This window comes from Aliihoeflea aestuarii, assembly GCF_024105665.1.
Lineage (GTDB): Bacteria > Pseudomonadota > Alphaproteobacteria > Rhizobiales > Rhizobiaceae > Aliihoeflea > Aliihoeflea aestuarii.
Map to the genome: position 1 here is coordinate 179546 of NZ_JAAAMK010000003.1, position 18409 is coordinate 197954.

Genomic DNA, 18409 nt, shown 5'->3' on the forward strand with positions numbered 1-18409 from the left:
TCCGTCCGTTTACGCGGTCGGCGTTTCGACACCGAGCCCCACCGCAGGCTCTGTCCAGAGCCTGCGCAAATCGTCGGCTTTTGCAAGCCCGCGTATGCCGGCTGAGGTTGCCGCTGCGGATACCAGCGCGGCATTCGATTGTGCCAGCGTTCCGCCCGGTAGCCACAGATTGTTCTCGAAGCCGACGCGCGCATGACCGCCCGCCTCGGCGGCCCTCTGCATGAACTCGCTCTCACGCGGGCCGAACGCGCATGCCATCCACCGGTGGTTCTCGATACCTGCGGCCATGAAGGCATCGAACTCATCATCGCTCGCACCAGTCTCGAAATACCGTCCCAGAACTGCGAGGACCGCCAGCGGTTCGTCCGGCAATACGCCGCGCGTGGCCAGATTTTTCAGTCGCGACAATTCGCCGGCTTCATAAATGATGATCTGATGCAGCGTTCCGGTCCTTTCCATGCGCTCGAACAGAGCGGCGACGGTGCGTTCGTCCCCGTTTTCGGGCAGGATTTCCCGCAGTGCGATCGAGACGGATTCGGGCCTCAGCGCATCGATCACGGCGATCTGTTCGTGAGGCTCATGCCGCCCGACGGCCTCGGTCGTCACCTGGATGACGAGATCGTCGCCAACCGCATTTCGCACGGCTTCGACAGCCTCGCGGTAAAGGTCCGCATCGAGCGTATGACGACCCTCGCGGTCGCGTACATGCAGATGGATCATCGCCGCACCGGCCTCCAGCGCCTCGGCGGCGTCGCGCGCGATCTCGGCGGCGCTTATCGGCAGGCGCGGATGGTCCGCCTTCGTGCGGCGCGCGCCATTGGGCGCAACGGCGATGGCGAAGGGGTGCTCAGTCATGCGGCCGCTCTCGTCGCGCCAAGCGCGGTGCCCACCGCGCGCGACAGCCGCTCGACGATGATGTCGACTTCCCTTTCGCCGATGACGAAGGGCGGCGCGAGCAGGACGTGATCGCCGGCCTTGCCGTCGGCCGTTCCGCCCGTTGGATAGACCATCAATCCCTCCTCCATCGCCGCCGCCTTGATGCGGGCGTGGAGCTTCAGTCCCGGATCGAACGGCGTCTTCGTCTGGCGATCGGCGACGAGTTCGATCGCGCGGAAAAGCCCGCGCCCGCGGATGTCGCCGATATGAGGATGATCGCCGAAGGCGTCGCGCAAGCGTTCGTCGAGCAGCGCACCCATGGCGCGGCAGTTTTCCAGAAGCCCGTCATTCTCGATCACCTTTTGCACCGCGAGCGCGCCTGCGCAGGCGGCCGCGTGCCCGATATAGGTGAAGCCATGCTGGAACGCGCCCGACCCGCCGGTGATCGTGTCGTGGATCTCATCCGAAAGAATGCACGCGCCGATCGGCTGATAGCCGGCGCCGAGGCCCTTGGCGCAGGTGAGAATGTCGGGCGACACGCCGTCCTGCTCGCAACCATAGAGCGTGCCGGTGCGCCCCATGCCGCTCATCACCTCGTCGAGAATGAGAAGCACACCGTAGCGGTCGCAGATTTCGCGAATCCGTTTGAAATAGCCGGGCGCAGGCGGCACGGCGCCGATCGTCGCGCCGACGACCGTCTCGGCGATGAAGGCGATGATTGTTTCGGGTCCAAGCCGCAGGATTTCCGTTTCGAGAGCGTCGGCAGCGCGCAATCCGTATTCTTCCGGTGTCTCGTCCTCGCGACGTTCGCGATAATCGAAGCAGGGATCGATATGGCTCACCGGCAGGAGAATCGGTTCGTAGACGGCGCGCCGTGCTGCGTTGCCGCCGGCCGACAGAGCGCCGATCGTGTTGCCATGGTAGCTTTGCCGCCGCGCGATGAAATGTTTGCGACCGGTTTCGCCGCGCTCGAAGGCATATTGCCGTGCGAGCTTCATCGCCGTCTCGTTGGCTTCCGAACCGCCGGAGACGAAATAGACATGGCCGAGGCCGTCCGGGGCGCGCGCGATCAGATGATCGGCGAGTTCTTCGGCCGGTTCGTTCGTGAAGAAACCCGTATGGGCGAAGGGAAGGATGTCGAGCTGCGCCTTGATCGCGTCGATAACGCGGCGCTCGCTGTGGCCGAGACACGACACGGCCGCGCCGCCCGATGCGTCGAGATAGCGTTTCCCGGTACCGTCGATGAGATACGGCCCGTCGCCGCCGACCGCCAAAGGCAGGTTGCGGGCAGGTTCGCGATGGAGGATTCGGGTGCGGTTTGCGGTCATTTCGCGGTCTCTGTGGGAAGGTAGGCGGATGCCGCCGCAAGGGCGGCTTCGCGCCGGCGCAGGGCGACAAGCGCATCGTCGCCGGCGCAGGTGAAAAGAAGAGTGGTCAAAGCTTGCGCCATCGCCAGAAGACCGATGGGCGAGGCGATGTAGGCCGGGCTGGCATTGCCCGCGACGAGCGCGACGTCGCCCAGAAGCGCGATCGGGCTCAAGGGGCTGTCCGTCAGGGCGACGATGCGCGCTCCCACGTCTTTGCCGCGACGGGCAGCGTCCAGCGCCTCGCGGCTATAGGGGGCGACGGAAATGACGATCAGGGCGTCTTTTTCGCCCAGATGATCCAGTTCGTCGAGAAGCACGCCGCCGGTGCCGGTGGCGAGTCGCGCGTGGCGGGAAAACAGCGACAGCGAATAGTGGATGCTGAACGCGACCGGAAAACAGCTTCTTATTCCGAAAACGCTGATGGACCGCGCGTTGCCCAACAAGTTCACTGCCCGTTTCAGCGCATCGCGCGACATTGGCGCGAAAGCAGCGTCGACATTGTTACATTCGGCCGCGCGAAGAGCGTCCAAAAAGACGTCCTCGGCGCCCGGAGCCTTGATGCCGGTCAGAAGCTTGTCGGCCGGGCCGGAAAAGACGCCCTGCCGCCCCAGCGTCAACCAGTCGCGATGCCGGGCCTGGAGCGCGTCCCAGCTTTCGAAGCCGAGCGCCTGCGTCAGACGCGACATTGCGGCCGGCGATACGCCCGCCCGCGTCGCCAGGCCGCGCATCGAGGTCAGCGCGACGTCTTCGGGGTGTTCGCGCACGAAGCGCGCCGCATGCTGCAGTTGCGGCGAGAAGCTTTCATATCGCGCTTCGATGCGCTGCCAGATGTCCTGAAGGCTCACATGCGGCTCTTTGAAACGTTTGTCTCAAATATGAATTCCATTGAAACAAATGTGTCAACAAGATTCGCAATGGCGCATTCCCGGTGCGCGTACTCGCAGGATCAGATATCCGTATCGATCCGGGGATCCGCCTCGATCGCCTTGCGCAGACGCGAGAACGCCAGCCGGATGCGTGATTTCACTGTGCCGAGCGGCAGACCGGTCTTCTCGGATATCTGGCTGTGGGTCAGTCCGTTGAAAAAGGCGAGCTGCACGAGTTCGATCTGTTCGCGCGGCAACGCCTTCAGTGCGGCCCGGATGCGCGTGTCGCGGCGCGCGCCGTCGACCGCGCGGTCGGCGGGTTCCGGCGCGTCCGGTTCGAAGAACGGATCGAAAGGGTCGAGACGGTGCGATTTGTCGCGGCGAAGCAGGTCGATGCGCCGGTTGCGCGCGATCCGGAACAGCCATGTGGCCAGCGACGACTTCGCCGGATCGAAAAGATGCGCCTTGTGCCACAGCACCGACATCGCCTCCTGCGCGATGTCTTCGGCCTGTCCCTGGTCGACGCCCTGCCGTTGCAGATATCCGTTCACGCGTGGCGCGAAATGGTCGAAAAGCTTCTCGAAGGCGGCGCGGTCACGTTCGCGGGCCACGCGGGCCGCCAGCCGGGCATGGTCTTGTGAAGGCGTAGTGGTCATGCGCGGCGGAATGCTCTCCCGAACGGCCGATCCGACCGTTATTCAGCGAAAGTCTACGAGGCGTAGCTTGGGGGTGCAACCGGCAAGTTCCAATCGTCTTCACAGTCCGACACATTTAGTCAAATTCTTGCCGCCTTTGCCCGTTTCAACTCTTTTCAGGGACGGGAAGCTCCGTGAATCCGCTCGCGGCGGCTTTCGAAACCGGCATTGAAAACGGGAGGGGATGCTCAAGACGGCGATGCTTTCACGCATTCAGTCTTTGGTAACCCCGTTTCCTTAAAATTCGACGCAATCGGGCCATCCGGTCCGTTCTCGTTAATCAGTCACACGATCAGGGATCCAAGGTTAGCCATGCGCAGAACTCTCGCGACACTCTCCTGCCTCGGCATGGTCGCGCTCGCCTCGCCGGCGCTCGCCCAGTCCGCAACCAAGATCGGCCAGCACAATGCCTGGGGCACCTACTCCTATGAGGGTGACGGCGGGCGTGTGTGCTATGTGCTTACCGTGCCTACGGAAAAGCAGCCGTCGAGTCTCAACCACGGCGACATCTATTTCTTCGTCAGTCAGAAGCCGGGCCAGAACGTCAGCTACGAGCCGCAATTCATCGCGTCCTACAATTTCCAGGACAATTCGAAGGTGACCGTGCAGGTCGGCAATTCCAGCTATTCGATGTTTACCCGTGGCACGTCCGCCTGGCTCGAAAACGCCGCTCAGGAAGGCGAACTGATCGCCGCGATGCGCGGCGGGGCCGACATGAAGATCGCGGCGAAGTCCGGACGCGGCAACGACACGAACTATACCTTCTCGCTGCGCGGCATCACCGCCGCCCTGAATTCGATCGAGAATTGCAGCTAATACGAACGCGCCATGCGCTTTGAAAAGGCCGGGGCGCACGCTCCGGCCTTTTCATTTGCCGCAACGTCGCCTATGTGGACGCCATCATTCGCCGGGCAGGTCCCGGTAGGCCCGCCGATAGCGGCCACCCCGCATTTCATGTTACGAAGACGTTCCTCGCGACTATCGCGACGACTGGATATTGCAACGCCCATGACCCTGACGCTCGATCTCACCCAGCCGGAAACGCGCGCCGCGCTTCGCCCGAAGACGGCCGAGAAGCCGTCGCTCATCGGCATGACGCGCGAGGAGATGGCGACTGCACTGGGAGAGATCGGCATTCCCGAAAAGCAGCGCCGCATGCGCGTGCAGCAGCTCTGGCACTGGCTCTATGTGCGCGGTGTCTGCGACTTCGCGCATATGTTCAACATCTCCAAGGATCTGCGCGCCAAGCTTTCCGAGGCATTCACCATCGGTCGGCCGGAGATCGTCGAAGAACAGATTTCCGAGGACGGCACGCGCAAATGGCTGTTCCGTTTCCCGCCGCGCGGCGCCGGCCGGCCGGTTGAGATCGAAACCGTCTATATTCCCGAGGAAGGGCGCGGAACGCTGTGCATTTCCAGCCAGGTCGGCTGCACGCTGACCTGCACCTTCTGCCACACTGGCACGCAGAAGCTGGTGCGCAATCTGACGGCGGAGGAAATCCTCGCGCAATTGCTGACGGCGCGTGACCGGCTCGGCGATTTCCCCGACCGCGACACGCCCGATGGCGCGATCGTGCCGGCGGAAGGGCGCAAAATCACCAACATCGTCATGATGGGCATGGGCGAGCCGCTCTACAATTTCGAGGAAGTGAAGAAGGCGCTGCTGATTGCGTCAGACGGCGACGGATTGTCACTCTCTAAACGTCGCATCACGCTGTCGACCTCCGGCGTTGTCCCGGAAATCTACCGCACCGGCGAGGAGATCGGCGTCATGCTCGCCATCTCGCTTCACGCGGTGAACGACGATCTGCGCGACCTTCTGGTCCCGATCAACAAGAAGTATCCGCTGCACACGCTGATCCAGGCTTGCCGCGACTATCCGGGCCTGTCCAATGCAAGGCGCATCACCTTCGAATATGTGATGCTCAAGGACATCAACGATTCCATGGAAGACGCCAGGGAACTGGTGAAGCTGCTCAAGGGCATTCCGGCAAAGATCAACCTGATCCCGTTCAATCCATGGCCCGGCTCGAACTACCAGTGCTCGGACTGGGAGCAGATCGAAAAATTCGCCGATTATGTGAACGCAGCCGGCTACGCGTCGCCGATCCGCACGCCGCGCGGTCGCGACATCCTCGCCGCCTGCGGTCAGTTGAAGTCGGAATCCGAGCGGATGAAGAAGTCGGATCGCCTGAAGCTGGAGGCGATGATGATCGCAGGGCACGGCGAAGCGTGAGGATCGCGCCTTGAGCCGCCTCGTCACCTATTTCGTCCGGTTCGTCGCCATCCTGGCCGGTTTCATCGCCGCATGTCTGGCGGCGAGCCTGTTCGTCAATGTGCTCTTTGCCTCGACGGTCGTCACGGTCATCCCCGAATTTTCGGAAGCGGCGCGGCCAGCGCTCTACGTGACGGTGCCGTTCTTCGCGCTGATTCTCGCCAACATCTCCTTCGGCGTGTTCATGATCGTCGCAGTGGCGGCCGAACTCACGAGCTGGCGCTCGTGGCTTGCGCATGCGACCGGTGGCGCGGTCGTTGCGCTTTACACCGGCTGGCGGCTGGCGGAGGCGACGGACCGGCTTGATGCGGCGTCCGACCCCGGCCTGATGCTCTTCACGCTCGCGGCCGGGCTTGTCGGCGGCATCGCCTATTGGGCAATTGCCGGCCGAAGTGCCGGCAATTGGCGAGAGGTTGCCCCAGAGTCACGCGCTTGAGACACATCGCGTCTATCCTGGTCGGGTTCGTTGCCGCCGTTCTCGTTGCGACGTTCTTTCTCCTTCTGCCCTCGACATTGCTGGCGCTTTTTCAGCAAAATACACGCGAACTTGAAAACCTGCCGGTACAACTGGCTCTCTGGCCTATGGTCATTGCTGGCTTTGCCGGCATTCCGACGCTTCTCTTCATCGCATTGTCCGAATGGCGAAAATGGCGACATTGGGCCGTTTACGCCGGAACAGGTGTGGTCATCTCTTTGCCCGGAGGCATGCTGATCGCGCTCGAGCTTTATCCGGAACGGACCGGCATCGCTGCGATGGTCCTGTTGAATGTGACAGTTGCGGGCGCTTGCGGTGCTCTTGCCTACTGGATGATCGCCGGGCGCAATGCCGGTAACTGGCGCGGCGAAGTCAGCGCGCCTCGGTCATGAGGATGCGCAGCGCGAAGGCCGAGAAGACGCCGGCGAAGACGTAGTCGATGATGCGCGTGACGCGCGGCGAGCGCTTCAGGAGCGCAGAAAACGAATCCGCCGCGATCACCATCGGCACCGTCACCGGCAGCGCCAGCACAATGAACAGACCTCCAAGGAAGAAAAGCTTCGCCGGCGCGTCGGGATCGGCAGCCGAGACGAATTGCGGCAGGAAGGTCATGAAAAACAGGATGATCTTCGGATTCAGGAGGTTGATGCCGAGGCCGGTCGCCCAGTTGGCGAAGAAGGAGCGCTTTTTGCGTGGGGCGTCGGTGCCGGGTGAAAAGGCGGAGCCGTGCCGGATCGCCTGATATGCCAGCCAGACGAGATAGACCGCACCGACGAGCTTCAGCGCCAAAAAGGCTTCCGGCGAAGCGACGATCAGCGCCGACAGGCCGAGCGCGACCAGCGCCGTGTGGATGACGATGCCCGACATCGCGCCGATCATGCACGCAAAACCCGCCATGCGGCCCTCGGACAGCGCACGCCCGACGAAGAGCGTCATGTCCGGGCCGGGCGTGATCGTGATCACGAAGGTCGCGACGGCGAATTGAACGATGGTGGCGGTCGTCGGCAGGAAGTCCATGAAATCACCCTCAGTGCGGCATTCGAGACAGGACGGTGGTGGGTAACCATGCGCCAGCGCCGGATGCAAGACGTCAACACGACGACATCGTCGTGCCAGTTTTCCGGCTCGAAACCGCCTACGACTTTGGTCCAGTATATGCGTGCGACAAAACGGCACAGTTTTACTTGCTTTACGTAGCGTAATGAATATTCTCGCCCGCAGCGGAAAAATCCAAACAACGGAAGCCGCTCAGGGAGGATCAAATGGAAATGAAGACGCTTTCGCGCCGGAAGTTTCTCGGCGCAACCACGCTGGTCGGCGCAAGCGCGGCCGGCGCCCTTGCCGCCCCGGCGGTTCTCGCCCAAACCCCCTTCACCATCAAGATGCAGACGTCCTGGCCGGCATCCGACATCTGGATGGATTTTGCCAAGCAATACACCGACCGCGTCGAACGCATGTCGGCCGGCCGGATCAGGTTCGAGCTGCTTCCCGCCGGCTCCGTCGTCGGTGCGTTCCAGGTGCTCGATGCCGTCAATGACGGCGTGATCGACGCCACCCATACCGTGCCCGTCTATTGGTACGGCAAGCACAAGGCGGCCTCGCTCTTCGGCACCGGTCCGGTCTTCGGCGGCAGCGCGACGACCATGCTCGCCTGGTTCCATCAGGGTGACGGCAAGGATCTCTACAAGGAACTCACGCAAGACATCATGGGGCTGAATGTCGTCGGCTTCTACGGCTTTCCGATGCCGGCGCAGCCCTTCGGCTGGTTCAAGCAACCCGTCGCGACCGTCGCCGACATCAACGGCTTCAAATACCGCACGGTCGGTCTCGCGGCGGACCTTCTCCAGACAATGGGGATGAGCGTCGCGCAGCTTCCGGGCGGCGAAATCGTGCCGGCGATGGAACGCGGTGTCATCGACGCGTTCGAGTTCAACAACCCGTCGTCCGATCTTCGCTTCGGCTCGCAGGACGTCGCCAAGCACTACATGCTCTCCTCCTACCATCAGGCGAGCGAATCCTTCGAGTTCATGTTCAACCGGGATGTCTTCGAGGATCTCGACGACGATCTGCAGGCGATCATTGAATACGCAGTCGAGGCGGCCAGCACATCAAATACGGCGCTCGCGCTCGACAATTACTCAGCCGATCTGGTGCGATTGCAGGAAGAGCACGGCGTCACGGTCCATCGCACGTCGAAGGAAATCCTCGCCGCGCAGCTCGAAGCCTGGGACACGATCATCCCGACGCTCGAGGCCGATGCCTTCATGAAGAAGGTGCTCGACAGCCAGCGCGAATGGGTCGAGCGCGTCACCTATTACGAATTGATGGGATCGGCCGATCTGGCGCTCGCCTATGAGCACTACTTCCCCGGCAAATTGAAGATGGAAAGCTGAGGGCGCGCCCTTTGCCATGAACCGGTCGCCATGAGGCGACCGGTTTCGTCTTCGGCGGGAGAATTCGATGCTTCGCTTCATCGCGGTCGCCGACGATCTGTCGGCCTGGTTCGGCAAGGTGTTCGCCTGGGGCGTCATCGTCATGGCGCTCGGCATCGGCTACGAGGTCGTCGTGCGCTATTTCTTCCGTGCGCCGACGCCGTGGGCCTTCGACCTTTCCTACATTCTCTACGGCACGCTGTTCATGATGGCGGGCGCCTATACGCTGTCACGCGACGGCCATGTGCGCGGCGACTTCATCTACCGGCTGTGGAGACCGCGAACGCAGGCGAGCGTCGAACTCGTCCTATACATCATCTTCTTCTTTCCCGGCGTCACCGCGCTGATCTTCGCGGGCTGGAAATATGCCGCGCGAAGTTGGGGCTATTGGGAAGTGAGTTCCAACAGTCCCGCCGGCATCCCGATCTTTCAGTTCAAGACGGTAATCGTGGCCGCCGGCATCCTGTTGTTCATCCAGGGCATCGCGCAGGTCTTCCGCTGCATCGTGTGCCTGCGCACGGGCGAATGGGTGAGGGCGGCCGAAGATGTCGAGGAACTCGACAAGGTTCTGCTCGAACAGGTCCAGTCCCGCGAAAAGCCGGAAATGGTCGATCCCGACACTGTGCCGACACCTGACAATTCAGGGACGGGGGCTTCCCGATGACGGACGCACATATCGCGGTCGGGATGCTGCTCATCCTGATCCTGACCATCTTTCTCGGCTTTCCGGTCGCCTTCACTTTGATGGCGCTCGGTGTCGGTTTCGGCTACTACGCCTATTACGAGCCGGGCCGGATGTGGCGTCCCTTCGAGCGCGCGGTGGAAGATGGGGCAGGCGCCTTCCAGCAGTTCGAACTTTGGATCGGCGGCTTCTTCAACAACCGCATCTTCGACCTCTTCGTGAACCAGACCTTCTCGGTCATCCAGAACGACGTTCTGACCGCGATCCCGCTGTTCCTTTTCATGGGCTATATCGTGGAACGGGCAAACATCGTCGACCGGTTGTTCTCGACGCTGTTCATCGCCACGCGCCGTCTGCCCGGCTCGATGGCGGTCGCAGCGCTCGTCACCTGCACGCTCTTCGCCACGGCAACCGGCATCGTCGGGGCGGTGGTGACGCTGATGGGCCTGCTTGCCCTGCCCGCCATGCTCAAGGCGCGCTACGACGTGCGCTACGCGACCGGCGTCATCTGCGCCGGCGGCACGCTCGGTATCCTGATCCCGCCATCGATTTTGCTGATCGTCTATGCGGCGACATCCGGCATTTCGGTCGTGCGTATGTATGCGGGCGCGCTCCTGCCGGGTCTTCTTCTGGCCAGCCTCTACCTCGTCTACATCATCGTGCGCGCCGTCATGAATCCCAACCTTGCGCCCAAACCGCGCGACGAGGACATCGGCAACTATTCCACCGGACAGGTGGCATGGATGATGTTCACCTCCTTCGTCCCGCTCGCCTTCCTGATCCTTGCCGTTCTCGGCGCGATCCTGTTCGGCTTCGCCACGCCTTCGGAAGCGGCCGCCATCGGCGCGCTGGGCGGGCTGCTGCTCGCCATCGCCTATCGTGCGCTGACATGGGAAAGGCTGAAGGAGTCCGTCTATCTGACGGCACGCACCTCTGCGATGGTGTGCTGGCTTTTCGTCGGTTCGGCCACCTTCGCGTCGGTCTTCGCCTATCTTGGCGGACAGGCGCTGATCAGCGACTTCGTCACCAGCCTCGACATGTCGCCGCTGATGTTCCTGATCACCGCGCAGCTCATCATCTTCATCCTCGGCTGGCCGCTGGAATGGACAGAGATCATCGTCATCTTCGTGCCGATTTTCATGCCGCTTCTGCCGCATTTCGGCATCGATCCGCTGTTCTTCGGCATCCTCGTCGCGGTCAATCTGCAAACGGCGTTTCTGTCGCCGCCTATGGCGATGTCAGCTTATTATCTGAAGGGCATCGCGCCGGCGCATGTGAAGCTGACCGACATCTTCCTCGGGATGATGCCATACATGGCCATCGTCATCTTGTGCATGGCGCTGATCTACGTCTTCCCGAGCCTCGTTTTCGGGTTGCCCAACGCGCTCTATGGAGGCTGACATGAGCGAGCTCCCCGCCCGCGCCGGCATGGATCGCAAGCGTCTTTTTTCCATGCTGGCGTTCATCGCCTTTGCGGGCTTTCTCGGTATCCTGATCTGGTTCGTTCCGCGGCTCGATCTGGGCGTAGCGCTCGCGATCGGCATAGCTCTGGCCGCCTACGACATCTGGGATCAGCTCTGGCGACGAGGCGCGCCGGGGCATTGAGGCGTATCGGGGCGGACGCCTTGTCCGTCCCGTCATTCCTGCTAAAAGAGCGGCCGAAAACCCATCTCAAGCAGGCCCCGAGAAATGTCCAAGTGGAAAGACGTCAAGAAGGTCGTGCTCGCCTATTCGGGCGGACTCGATACCTCGATCATCCTGAAATGGCTCCAGACCGAACTCGGCGCGGAAGTCGTCACCTTCACGGCCGATCTCGGTCAGGGCGAGGAACTGGACCCGGCGCGCCGCAAGGCCGAGATGATGGGGATCAAGGAAATCTACATCGAGGATGTGCGCGAGGAATTCATCCGCGACTTCGTCTTCCCGATGTTCCGCGCCAATGCGGTCTATGAAGGCACCTACCTTCTCGGCACCTCGATCGCCCGCCCGCTGATCTCCAAGCGCCTCGTCGAGATAGCCGCCGAGACGGGCGCCGACGCCATCGCGCATGGCGCAACCGGAAAAGGCAACGATCAGGTCCGCTTCGAGCTGTCCGCCTATGCGCTCAACCCCGATATCAAGGTCATCGCGCCGTGGCGCGACTGGACCTTCAAGTCGCGGACCGACCTGATCAATTTCGCTGAACAGCACCAGATTCAGGTGACCAAGGACAAGAAGGGTGAAGCGCCGTTCTCGGTCGATGCGAATCTTCTGCACTCCTCCTCCGAAGGCAAGGTGCTGGAAGATCCGTGGACCGAGTCGCCGGAATATGTCCATATGCGTACGGTCTCGCCGATGGATGCGCCCGATGCCGTCACCGAAGTCACGATCGGCTTTCGCAAGGGTGATGCGGTCGCCATCGACGGCAAGGAAATGTCGCCGGCGACTTTGTTCGCGAAGCTCAACGAGCTTGGCCGGAACAACGGCATCGGCCGTCTCGATCTGGTCGAGAACCGTTTCGTCGGCATGAAATCGCGTGGAGTGTATGAAACCCCCGGCGGCACGATCCTTTTGGCCGCGCATCGCGCGATCGAATCGATCACGCTCGACAGGGGGGCCGCGCATCTGAAGGACGATCTGATGCCGCGCTATGCGGAGCTGATCTATAACGGCTTCTGGTTCTCGCCGGAGCGCGAGATGCTTCAGGCGCTGATCGACAAGAGCCAGGAAGATGTCGAGGGCGAGGTTCGCCTGAAGCTCTACAAGGGCAACGTCATCGTCACCGGCCGCAAGTCGAACATGTCGCTCTATTCAGACGCGCTCGTTACCTTCGAGGACGATCGCGGCGCGTATGACCAGAAGGACGCGGAAGGCTTCATTCGTTTGAACGCGCTGCGCCTTCGCACGCTCGCCGCGCGCAAGCGTCAGGGCTGAGGCATTTTTCCATCCCGCCGCAAGACGCGGCGGGAACCCTTATGCCCATGCGATATTAAGGGCGCGGAGGGTGCTTATGCGTCTGTCGTCCTGGCTGTTTGCCATTGCCGGAAGTTTGCTGATCGCGGGGGCGATAGGCCGTGCCTCGCGTCTGCCGCGCCATGCCTTGCCGCCGGCAGGCCCCGCGCCGGACGTCAGCGGCACGACGCTCGCCACGGCGATCACGAAGATCGCCGCGCGGCATAAGGGGCTGTCCGGCGTCTATCTCCTGTCGGACGCGCTCGAAGCTTTCGCCACGCGCATGGCGCTGGTACGCCATGCGGAAAAGACGCTCGACCTTCAATATTACATCTGGCGCGGCGACAGGACGGGTACGCTGCTTCTGGAGGCCGTGCTCGAGGCAGCCGATCGCGGCGTGCGCGTGCGCCTGCTTCTCGACGATAACGGCATCGACGGGCTCGACAACGTCCTGTTCGCGCTCGACCGGCATCCGAACATCGAGGTGCGGCTCTTCAATCCGTTCCCGATCCGCTGGCCGAAGGCGATCGGCTACGCATTCGATTTCCGGCGTCTCAACCGGCGCATGCATAACAAGAGCCTGACGGTCGACGGGCACGCCACCATCGTCGGCGGGCGCAATATCGGCGACGAATATTTCGGCGTCGAGGACGGCCCGCTTTTCGCCGATCTCGACGTTTTGGCGGTCGGTCCGGTCGTTGCCGACGTCGGAACGCAGTTCGATCGCTACTGGAACGCGTCGTCCGCCTTTCCCGCGCGGCTTCTGCTTCGCCGGGTCGGGCCGCGTGACCTGCGGCGTTTGCGCCGGCGCTCGTCCATCGTGGAGCGCGATCCGGCGGCGCGACGCTATGTGGAGGCGCTGCGAGACCTAGAGATTGTTCGGGAGCTGGCCGAATCCCGCCTGCCGATGGAATGGGCGAAGGTGCGGCTCTTCGCCGACGATCCGACGAAGGCGCTGGGGCTCAAGGCCGGTGAGACCCGGCTTGCCGGTCTGCTCGAAAACGTCATCGGCACGCCGCAACGCGAACTCCAGATCATCTCGGGATATTTCGTGCCGGGCCGGATCGGCGTCGCCGACCTGACTGCCATGCGGCTGCGTGGCGTCGATATCTCGATCCTTACCAACGCCTATGAGGCAACGGATGTCGGCGTCGTCCATGCCGGCTACGCGCCCTATCGGAAGGATCTGGTCGCTGCCGGGATCAAGCTCTACGAAATGCGGGCTCAGACACGGCAGGCACCGACTCGCAAGGAGCGGCGCAGGGGCGCGCGCATGGGCGTCGCGCGGCGGTTGCGCGGCTCCGGCAACGCGTCCGTGTCGGCATTGCGCGCTGGGGCGACCACGCTCCACGCCAAGACCTTCAGCGTCGACCGCGAACGGCTCTTCGTCGGCTCATTCAATTTCGATCCGCGTTCGGTCGACCTCAACACCGAAATGGGCGTGCTGATCGAATCGCCGAACCTGGCAGGTATCGCGGCCGACCTTTTCAGGAAGACCGTGCCGCAGATGGCCTATCGCATCGTCGCGGACGATTCCGGGCATATCCTGTGGCAGGATGCGGCCGGCCGACGCCTCGCGCGCGAGCCCGGCATGGGAATTGCCAGCCGCGCTGCCATCGGCCTGTTGAAACGGCTGAACATCGAGTGGCTTCTCTGAACTGAAAAGGGCGCTCCGGGCGCCCTTTTCAGAATATCGTATGACGGTTCAGTTCGCGGCATCGATCCGGGCGCCGAGCACGGCGATCGCCTGCTGGTAGACGCGCGCGGCGTTCCAGCCCTGAATGGCCGCGTAATTCGGCTCACCCTGCTGGTAGCCCGCACCCGGCCGCCAGCCATGGCCGCGCAGGAAATTTGCGGTGGAAGCAAGCGCGTCGGCGCGCGAATTGATCAGATCGATGCGCCCGTCGCCGTCGCCGTCGACGCCGTAGCGCACGACATTGGCCGGCAGGAACTGCGTCTGGCCGATTTCGCCATGGGCCGCGCCCCTGGCCTGCGGCGACAGATTGCCCTGATCGACCAGCCTCAACGCGCCGACGAGGTGTTCGGAGAAGAATTCCGAACGGCGGCAATCATAGGCGAGGGTCGCGACGGCCGACAGGATGTTCTCGTTGCCGAGGAAGCCGCCGAAGCCCGTCTCCATGCCCCAGATCGCCATCAGCGGACCGGCCGGCACGCCGTAGACGCGCTCGATGCGGCTCAAAAGATCGGCGTTCTGGCGCTTGAGTTGGATGCCGCGCGAGACGATCGCATTGCCGCCCCGGCGTTCGAGAAACTGGTCGAGGGTGAGCGTGAAGCCGCCGCCCTGCTTGCGATCGGCCGATATGGTCCGCGTCGCGTAGCTGGTGCCCGAAAGCGCGTCGAGGCCGCGCTGGCCGATGCCGCTGGAGGCGGCGCGCTGCGCGAACTGCCCTTTCCACGCGTTGAAGCCCGATCCGTCATTGCCGCATTGCTGCGCGTGAGCGAGCGACATGCTCGCGCCCAGCGCCACAACCGCGCCAAGAATGGTTTTTGCCAATCCGCGTCCCGCCATCAATCCACCTTTCCAAGACTGCCCGAGAATAGATGCCCGCACGCATCCGCCTGTCGCGATACGCCATCTTCCGGCACTGTCGCACAAGCTTCTTACCTGCAAGTTAGACTGGGTCGTTGAAAGAGCATGATGACCGAATTGTGATTCACGGCGCTGCCTGCCGGTCGGCCTGTCGTTCCCGGTCGAAGTGCCGCAAAAATGGCACACATCGAGTTGGCCGCCTCGTCCAGCGGCACGGGCCGAGATTTTCGGGGCATCGCTCCCGAACCCGGAACAACCGCCGCCGGCCGAACGTTCTGCGGCGCAACTTCCCTGCTGGATGTCCGCTCATGAAGCTCTTTTCCTGCCCGCATTGTTCGAACCGGCTCTATTTCGAGAACGGCCTGTGCCTCTCATGCGGCACCGCCGTTCTGTACGATCCCATGACGGAAAACTTCGTCGTCGCCGGGCAGGGCGGTTTTGCCTGCAACAACGCCGCGCCTGCCGGCTGCAACTGGGTTGCCGAGACCGAAACGGGTTTCTGCCGGGCCTGTTCGCTCAACAAGACGGTTCCCGACATGAGCGTTGCGGGAAACGACCAGCGCTGGGCGAAGACGGAAGCCGCCAAGCGCCGCGCGGTCTATCAGCTTCTCCATTTCGGGCTCGACGTCGCCCCGAAGGCGAGCCCCGGCGATGAAATCGGCCTCGCCTTCGACTTCCTCGCCGATCCCGGCGGCGGCGGACCGGGCGGAGAACGCATTTTGACCGGTCACGACAACGGCCTGATCACGCTCAACGTCGCCGAGGCCGACAGTCCCGAGCGCGAAAAGATGCGCGTTTCGATGGGCGAATCCTACCGCACGCTGCTCGGTCATTTCCGCCATGAGCTCGGCCATTACTATTGGGACCGGCTGATCCGGGACGACGCGCAGTGGATCGATCGCTCGCGCGCCGTTTTCGGCGACGAGCGGGAAGACTACATGCAGGCCCTCCAGCGCCACTACGAGGCGGGTCCGGTCGGCGGCTGGGAGCAGAACCACATTTCGCATTATGCGGCTAGCCACCCGTGGGAGGACTGGGCCGAGACATGGGCCCACTATCTCCACATCTACGACACGCTGGAAATGGTCGCCGCGCTCAACATGCCGCTCGGCCGGATCGATACGGCCGTGGAGCACGATCTGCCGCCGAACGAGGGCGAGTTTGCCGATACGCCGATAGCCGCGCATACCGAACAGATCGAACCGCCCGCAGATTTCGACGAATTGCTGACGCGATGGCTCATCCTCTGCGAGGCGTCGAACCAGATCAATCGCTGCATGGGCCTGCCCGACCTCTACCCCTTCGTGATTTCGGAACAGGTCGGAGAGAAACTGCGCTTCGTGCATGAATTGCTGGCCGAGACGCGTGGGCGGGCCGGACCGCATTGAAGGGAAGTAGGGAAGAGGGAATGAGGGAACAGCGAAGAATGGTTTGACGACGCGGCGGTGTCGATAATCTTCCCTTGATTGACTCTCCCTCCAAAGCGCGTAAAAGCAGCCACGAACGGGGAAATTTTTAAAATGCGCGGCCTGTTGATGGCATTCTTGGCGTTTTCGCACTCGGCACGGTTTGCCGAAGGTGCATCGTCGCGCGCCCGTTTCAATCCGGCCGGCACGTTCTCCAAAACGACGACGACTAAAACCGTCTGATTGTCCGGTCGCCTCGTCCTCTCCCCGGGATCGGCCGGAGGAGAGCCCCGCCTTCGGCCGGCGGGTCGTCTCTAAGGTGAACGCGGAGAGATCGAGGAAAGTTTGATGGGTTTCAAGATCGCAGTCGCAGGCGCCACCGGCAATGTCGGGCGCGAAATGCTCAATATACTGGAAGAACGCGGTTTTCCGGTCGATGAGGTCGTGGCGCTCGCCTCGCGCCGCAGCCAGGGCACGGAGGTGTCCTACGGCGACAAGACGCTGAAGGTGAAGGACCTCGCCCAATACGACTTTTCCGACACGGACATCTGCCTGATGTCGGCCGGCGGCAACGTGTCGAAGGAATGGTCGCCGAAGATCGGCAAGCAGGGCTGCGTCGTCATCGATAATTCGTCGGCCTTCCGCTACGATCAGGACGTGCCGCTGATCGTTCCGGAAGTGAACCCCGACGCGATCGAGCTTTTCACGCGCAAGAACATCATCGCCAATCCGAACTGCTCGACCGCGCAGCTCGTCGTCGCGCTGAAGCCGCTGCACGACAAGGCGAAGATCAGGCGCGTCGTCGTGTCGACCTATCAGTCGGTTTCCGGCGCGGGCAAGGAAGGCATGGACGAGCTGTTCACGCAGACGCGTGCCGTCTTCGTCGCCGATCCGGTCGAAGCCAAGAAGTTCACCAAGCGCATCGCCTTCAACGTCATTCCCCATATCGACGTCTTCATGGATGACGGCTCGACGAAGGAAGAGTGGAAGGTGATGGCCGAGACGAAGAAGATGCTCGACCCGAAGATCAAGGTCACCTGCACAGCGGTGCGCGTGCCGGTCTTCATCGGGCATTCCGAGGCGGTCAATATCGAATTCGAAAACCCGATCACCGCTGACGAAGCACGCGAGATTCTGCGCGAGGCTCCGGGCTGCCTCGTCATCGACAAGCGCGAGGACGGTGGTTACGTCACACCGCTCGATTCGGCCGGTGAGGACGCAACCTATATTTCCCGCATCCGCGAGGACCAGACGATCGAAAACGGTCTCAACATATGGGTCGTTTCCGACAATCTGCGCAAGGGCGCGGCGCTCAACACGGTGCAGATCGCCGAGCTGCTCGTCGCGCGCGGCATGATCCAGCCGAAGAAGCAGGCCGCCTGATCGCCGATCCATCAATGAAAACGGCCGCGCAATGCGCGGCCGTTTTCATTTGAAGCGCCGCTACGATTTCGGAGCAGGCCCGACGAAGGCCCAAGTGTGCCCGAACGGATCCTTCAGGTTTCCGTAAAGATCGCCCCAGAATGCGACCTCCAGCGGCATGGTCACCTCACAGCCCGCCGCGACAGCGCGGTCCCACACGCTGCGCGCATCGTCCGTGATGATGTTGAGCGTGACGCCCTGCGGCTCGACCCACGGATAGCCATATTCAGGCATTGCATCTGCGATCATCAGCGTGCCGCCATTGATCTTCAGTTCGCAATGCATGACGCGCTTGCCGTCATCCATCAGCATGCGCTCGCCGCTTTCCTCGGCGCCGAACGCCCGCTTGTAGAATTCGATGGCCGCGTTCGCGTCCTTCGAGCTCAGATGCGGGACCACTCCGGGATAATCGTAAGACATGGTTGAGCCTCC

Annotated in this window: 20 protein-coding genes; 13 read left to right on the forward strand and 7 right to left on the reverse strand. The window is 62.6% G+C overall.

The window, feature by feature from the left end; all coding sequences use genetic code 11:
- Window positions 1–9: 9 nt before the first annotated feature.
- The 4 genes from GTW25_RS08475 to GTW25_RS08490 all read right to left on the reverse strand — a co-directional run bounded on the left by GTW25_RS08475 (window position 10) and on the right by GTW25_RS08490 (window position 3765).
- Entirely contained in the window at window positions 10–855 is an 846-nt protein-coding gene (locus GTW25_RS08475; RefSeq protein WP_252911617.1) for a beta-keto acid cleavage family enzyme, read from the reverse strand.
- The gene (locus tag GTW25_RS08480; protein ID WP_252911618.1) at window positions 852–2204 is read right to left on the reverse strand and encodes an aspartate aminotransferase family protein; all 1353 of its coding nucleotides are present in this window, start codon (window positions 2202–2204) and stop codon (window positions 852–854) included. Before GTW25_RS08480 ends, GTW25_RS08475 begins: the two co-directional genes overlap by 4 nt.
- Window positions 2201–3088 carry a MurR/RpiR family transcriptional regulator gene (locus GTW25_RS20570; RefSeq protein WP_252911619.1) on the reverse strand — a complete coding sequence of 296 codons (888 nt, stop codon included), beginning with the start codon at window positions 3086–3088 and terminating at the stop codon, window positions 2201–2203. The genes GTW25_RS08480 and GTW25_RS20570 overlap by 4 nt, the downstream gene beginning before the upstream one ends.
- Window positions 3089–3189: 101 nt before the next feature.
- Entirely contained in the window at window positions 3190–3765 is a 576-nt protein-coding gene (locus tag GTW25_RS08490) for a sigma-70 family RNA polymerase sigma factor (protein WP_252911620.1), read from the reverse strand.
- A 351-nt stretch (window positions 3766–4116) separates the two neighbouring features.
- Between GTW25_RS08490 and GTW25_RS08495 the strand changes: the two genes are divergently transcribed.
- The 4 genes from GTW25_RS08495 to GTW25_RS08510 all read left to right on the forward strand — a co-directional run bounded on the left by GTW25_RS08495 (window position 4117) and on the right by GTW25_RS08510 (window position 6945).
- Window positions 4117–4620, forward strand: a complete 504-nt coding sequence (locus GTW25_RS08495) for an invasion associated locus B family protein (RefSeq protein WP_252911621.1) — start codon at window positions 4117–4119, stop codon at window positions 4618–4620.
- 192 nt (window positions 4621–4812) lie between these two features.
- Window positions 4813–6039: a dual-specificity RNA methyltransferase RlmN gene (rlmN, locus tag GTW25_RS08500; protein WP_252911622.1), complete on the forward strand. Its 1227-nt coding sequence runs from the start codon at window positions 4813–4815 to the stop codon at window positions 6037–6039.
- Between the two features lie 10 nt (window positions 6040–6049).
- A complete protein-coding gene (locus GTW25_RS08505; RefSeq protein ID WP_252911623.1) occupies window positions 6050–6514 on the forward strand; it encodes a hypothetical protein in 465 nt (154 codons plus the stop codon).
- A gap of 77 nt (window positions 6515–6591) precedes the next feature.
- Window positions 6592–6945: a hypothetical protein gene (locus GTW25_RS08510; RefSeq protein ID WP_252911624.1), complete on the forward strand. Its 354-nt coding sequence runs from the start codon at window positions 6592–6594 to the stop codon at window positions 6943–6945.
- On the opposite strand, the gene GTW25_RS08515 is transcribed toward GTW25_RS08510, so the two are convergent.
- Window positions 6926–7570 carry a LysE family translocator gene (locus tag GTW25_RS08515; RefSeq protein ID WP_252911625.1) on the reverse strand — a complete coding sequence of 215 codons (645 nt, stop codon included), beginning with the start codon at window positions 7568–7570 and terminating at the stop codon, window positions 6926–6928. The genes GTW25_RS08510 and GTW25_RS08515 overlap by 20 nt on opposite strands.
- Window positions 7571–7815: 245 nt before the next feature.
- Between GTW25_RS08515 and GTW25_RS08520 the strand changes: the two genes are divergently transcribed.
- From GTW25_RS08520 to GTW25_RS08545, 6 genes are all read left to right on the forward strand, one after another.
- Window positions 7816–8946: a TRAP transporter substrate-binding protein gene (locus tag GTW25_RS08520; protein WP_252911626.1), complete on the forward strand. Its 1131-nt coding sequence runs from the start codon at window positions 7816–7818 to the stop codon at window positions 8944–8946.
- Window positions 8947–9013: 67 nt separating this feature from the next.
- Window positions 9014–9649: a TRAP transporter small permease subunit gene (locus tag GTW25_RS08525; RefSeq protein ID WP_252911627.1), complete on the forward strand. Its 636-nt coding sequence runs from the start codon at window positions 9014–9016 to the stop codon at window positions 9647–9649.
- The gene (locus GTW25_RS08530; RefSeq protein WP_252911628.1) at window positions 9646–11067 is read left to right on the forward strand and encodes a TRAP transporter large permease; all 1422 of its coding nucleotides are present in this window, start codon (window positions 9646–9648) and stop codon (window positions 11065–11067) included. Before GTW25_RS08525 ends, GTW25_RS08530 begins: the two co-directional genes overlap by 4 nt.
- Before the next feature lies 1 nt (window position 11068).
- Entirely contained in the window at window positions 11069–11272 is a 204-nt protein-coding gene (locus tag GTW25_RS08535) for a hypothetical protein (RefSeq protein WP_252911629.1), read from the forward strand.
- An 84-nt stretch (window positions 11273–11356) separates the two neighbouring features.
- The gene (locus GTW25_RS08540; protein WP_252911630.1) at window positions 11357–12580 is read left to right on the forward strand and encodes an argininosuccinate synthase; all 1224 of its coding nucleotides are present in this window, start codon (window positions 11357–11359) and stop codon (window positions 12578–12580) included.
- 76 nt (window positions 12581–12656) lie between these two features.
- Window positions 12657–14255: a phospholipase D family protein gene (locus GTW25_RS08545; protein ID WP_252911631.1), complete on the forward strand. Its 1599-nt coding sequence runs from the start codon at window positions 12657–12659 to the stop codon at window positions 14253–14255.
- 48 nt (window positions 14256–14303) lie between these two features.
- Here GTW25_RS08545 and GTW25_RS08550 read toward each other — a convergent pair whose 3' ends face one another.
- Entirely contained in the window at window positions 14304–15128 is an 825-nt protein-coding gene (locus GTW25_RS08550; RefSeq protein ID WP_372493099.1) for a lytic murein transglycosylase, read from the reverse strand.
- Window positions 15129–15457: 329 nt separating this feature from the next.
- On the opposite strand from GTW25_RS08550, the gene GTW25_RS08555 reads away from it, so the two are divergent.
- The 3 genes from GTW25_RS08555 to GTW25_RS08560 all read left to right on the forward strand — a co-directional run bounded on the left by GTW25_RS08555 (window position 15458) and on the right by GTW25_RS08560 (window position 17938).
- A complete protein-coding gene (locus tag GTW25_RS08555; RefSeq protein WP_252911632.1) occupies window positions 15458–16537 on the forward strand; it encodes a zinc-binding metallopeptidase family protein in 1080 nt (359 codons plus the stop codon).
- A 132-nt stretch (window positions 16538–16669) separates the two neighbouring features.
- Complete coding sequence (locus tag GTW25_RS20465; protein WP_290127952.1) at window positions 16670–16798, forward strand: hypothetical protein; 129 nt, start codon at window positions 16670–16672, stop codon at window positions 16796–16798.
- A gap of 105 nt (window positions 16799–16903) precedes the next feature.
- Window positions 16904–17938 (forward strand): aspartate-semialdehyde dehydrogenase, encoded by a 1035-nt coding sequence (locus tag GTW25_RS08560; protein WP_252911633.1) that lies wholly within the window; start codon window positions 16904–16906, stop codon window positions 17936–17938.
- Between the two features lie 60 nt (window positions 17939–17998).
- On the opposite strand, the gene GTW25_RS08565 is transcribed toward GTW25_RS08560, so the two are convergent.
- Entirely contained in the window at window positions 17999–18397 is a 399-nt protein-coding gene (locus GTW25_RS08565; RefSeq protein WP_252911634.1) for a VOC family protein, read from the reverse strand.
- Between the last annotated feature and the right edge of the window lie 12 nt (window positions 18398–18409).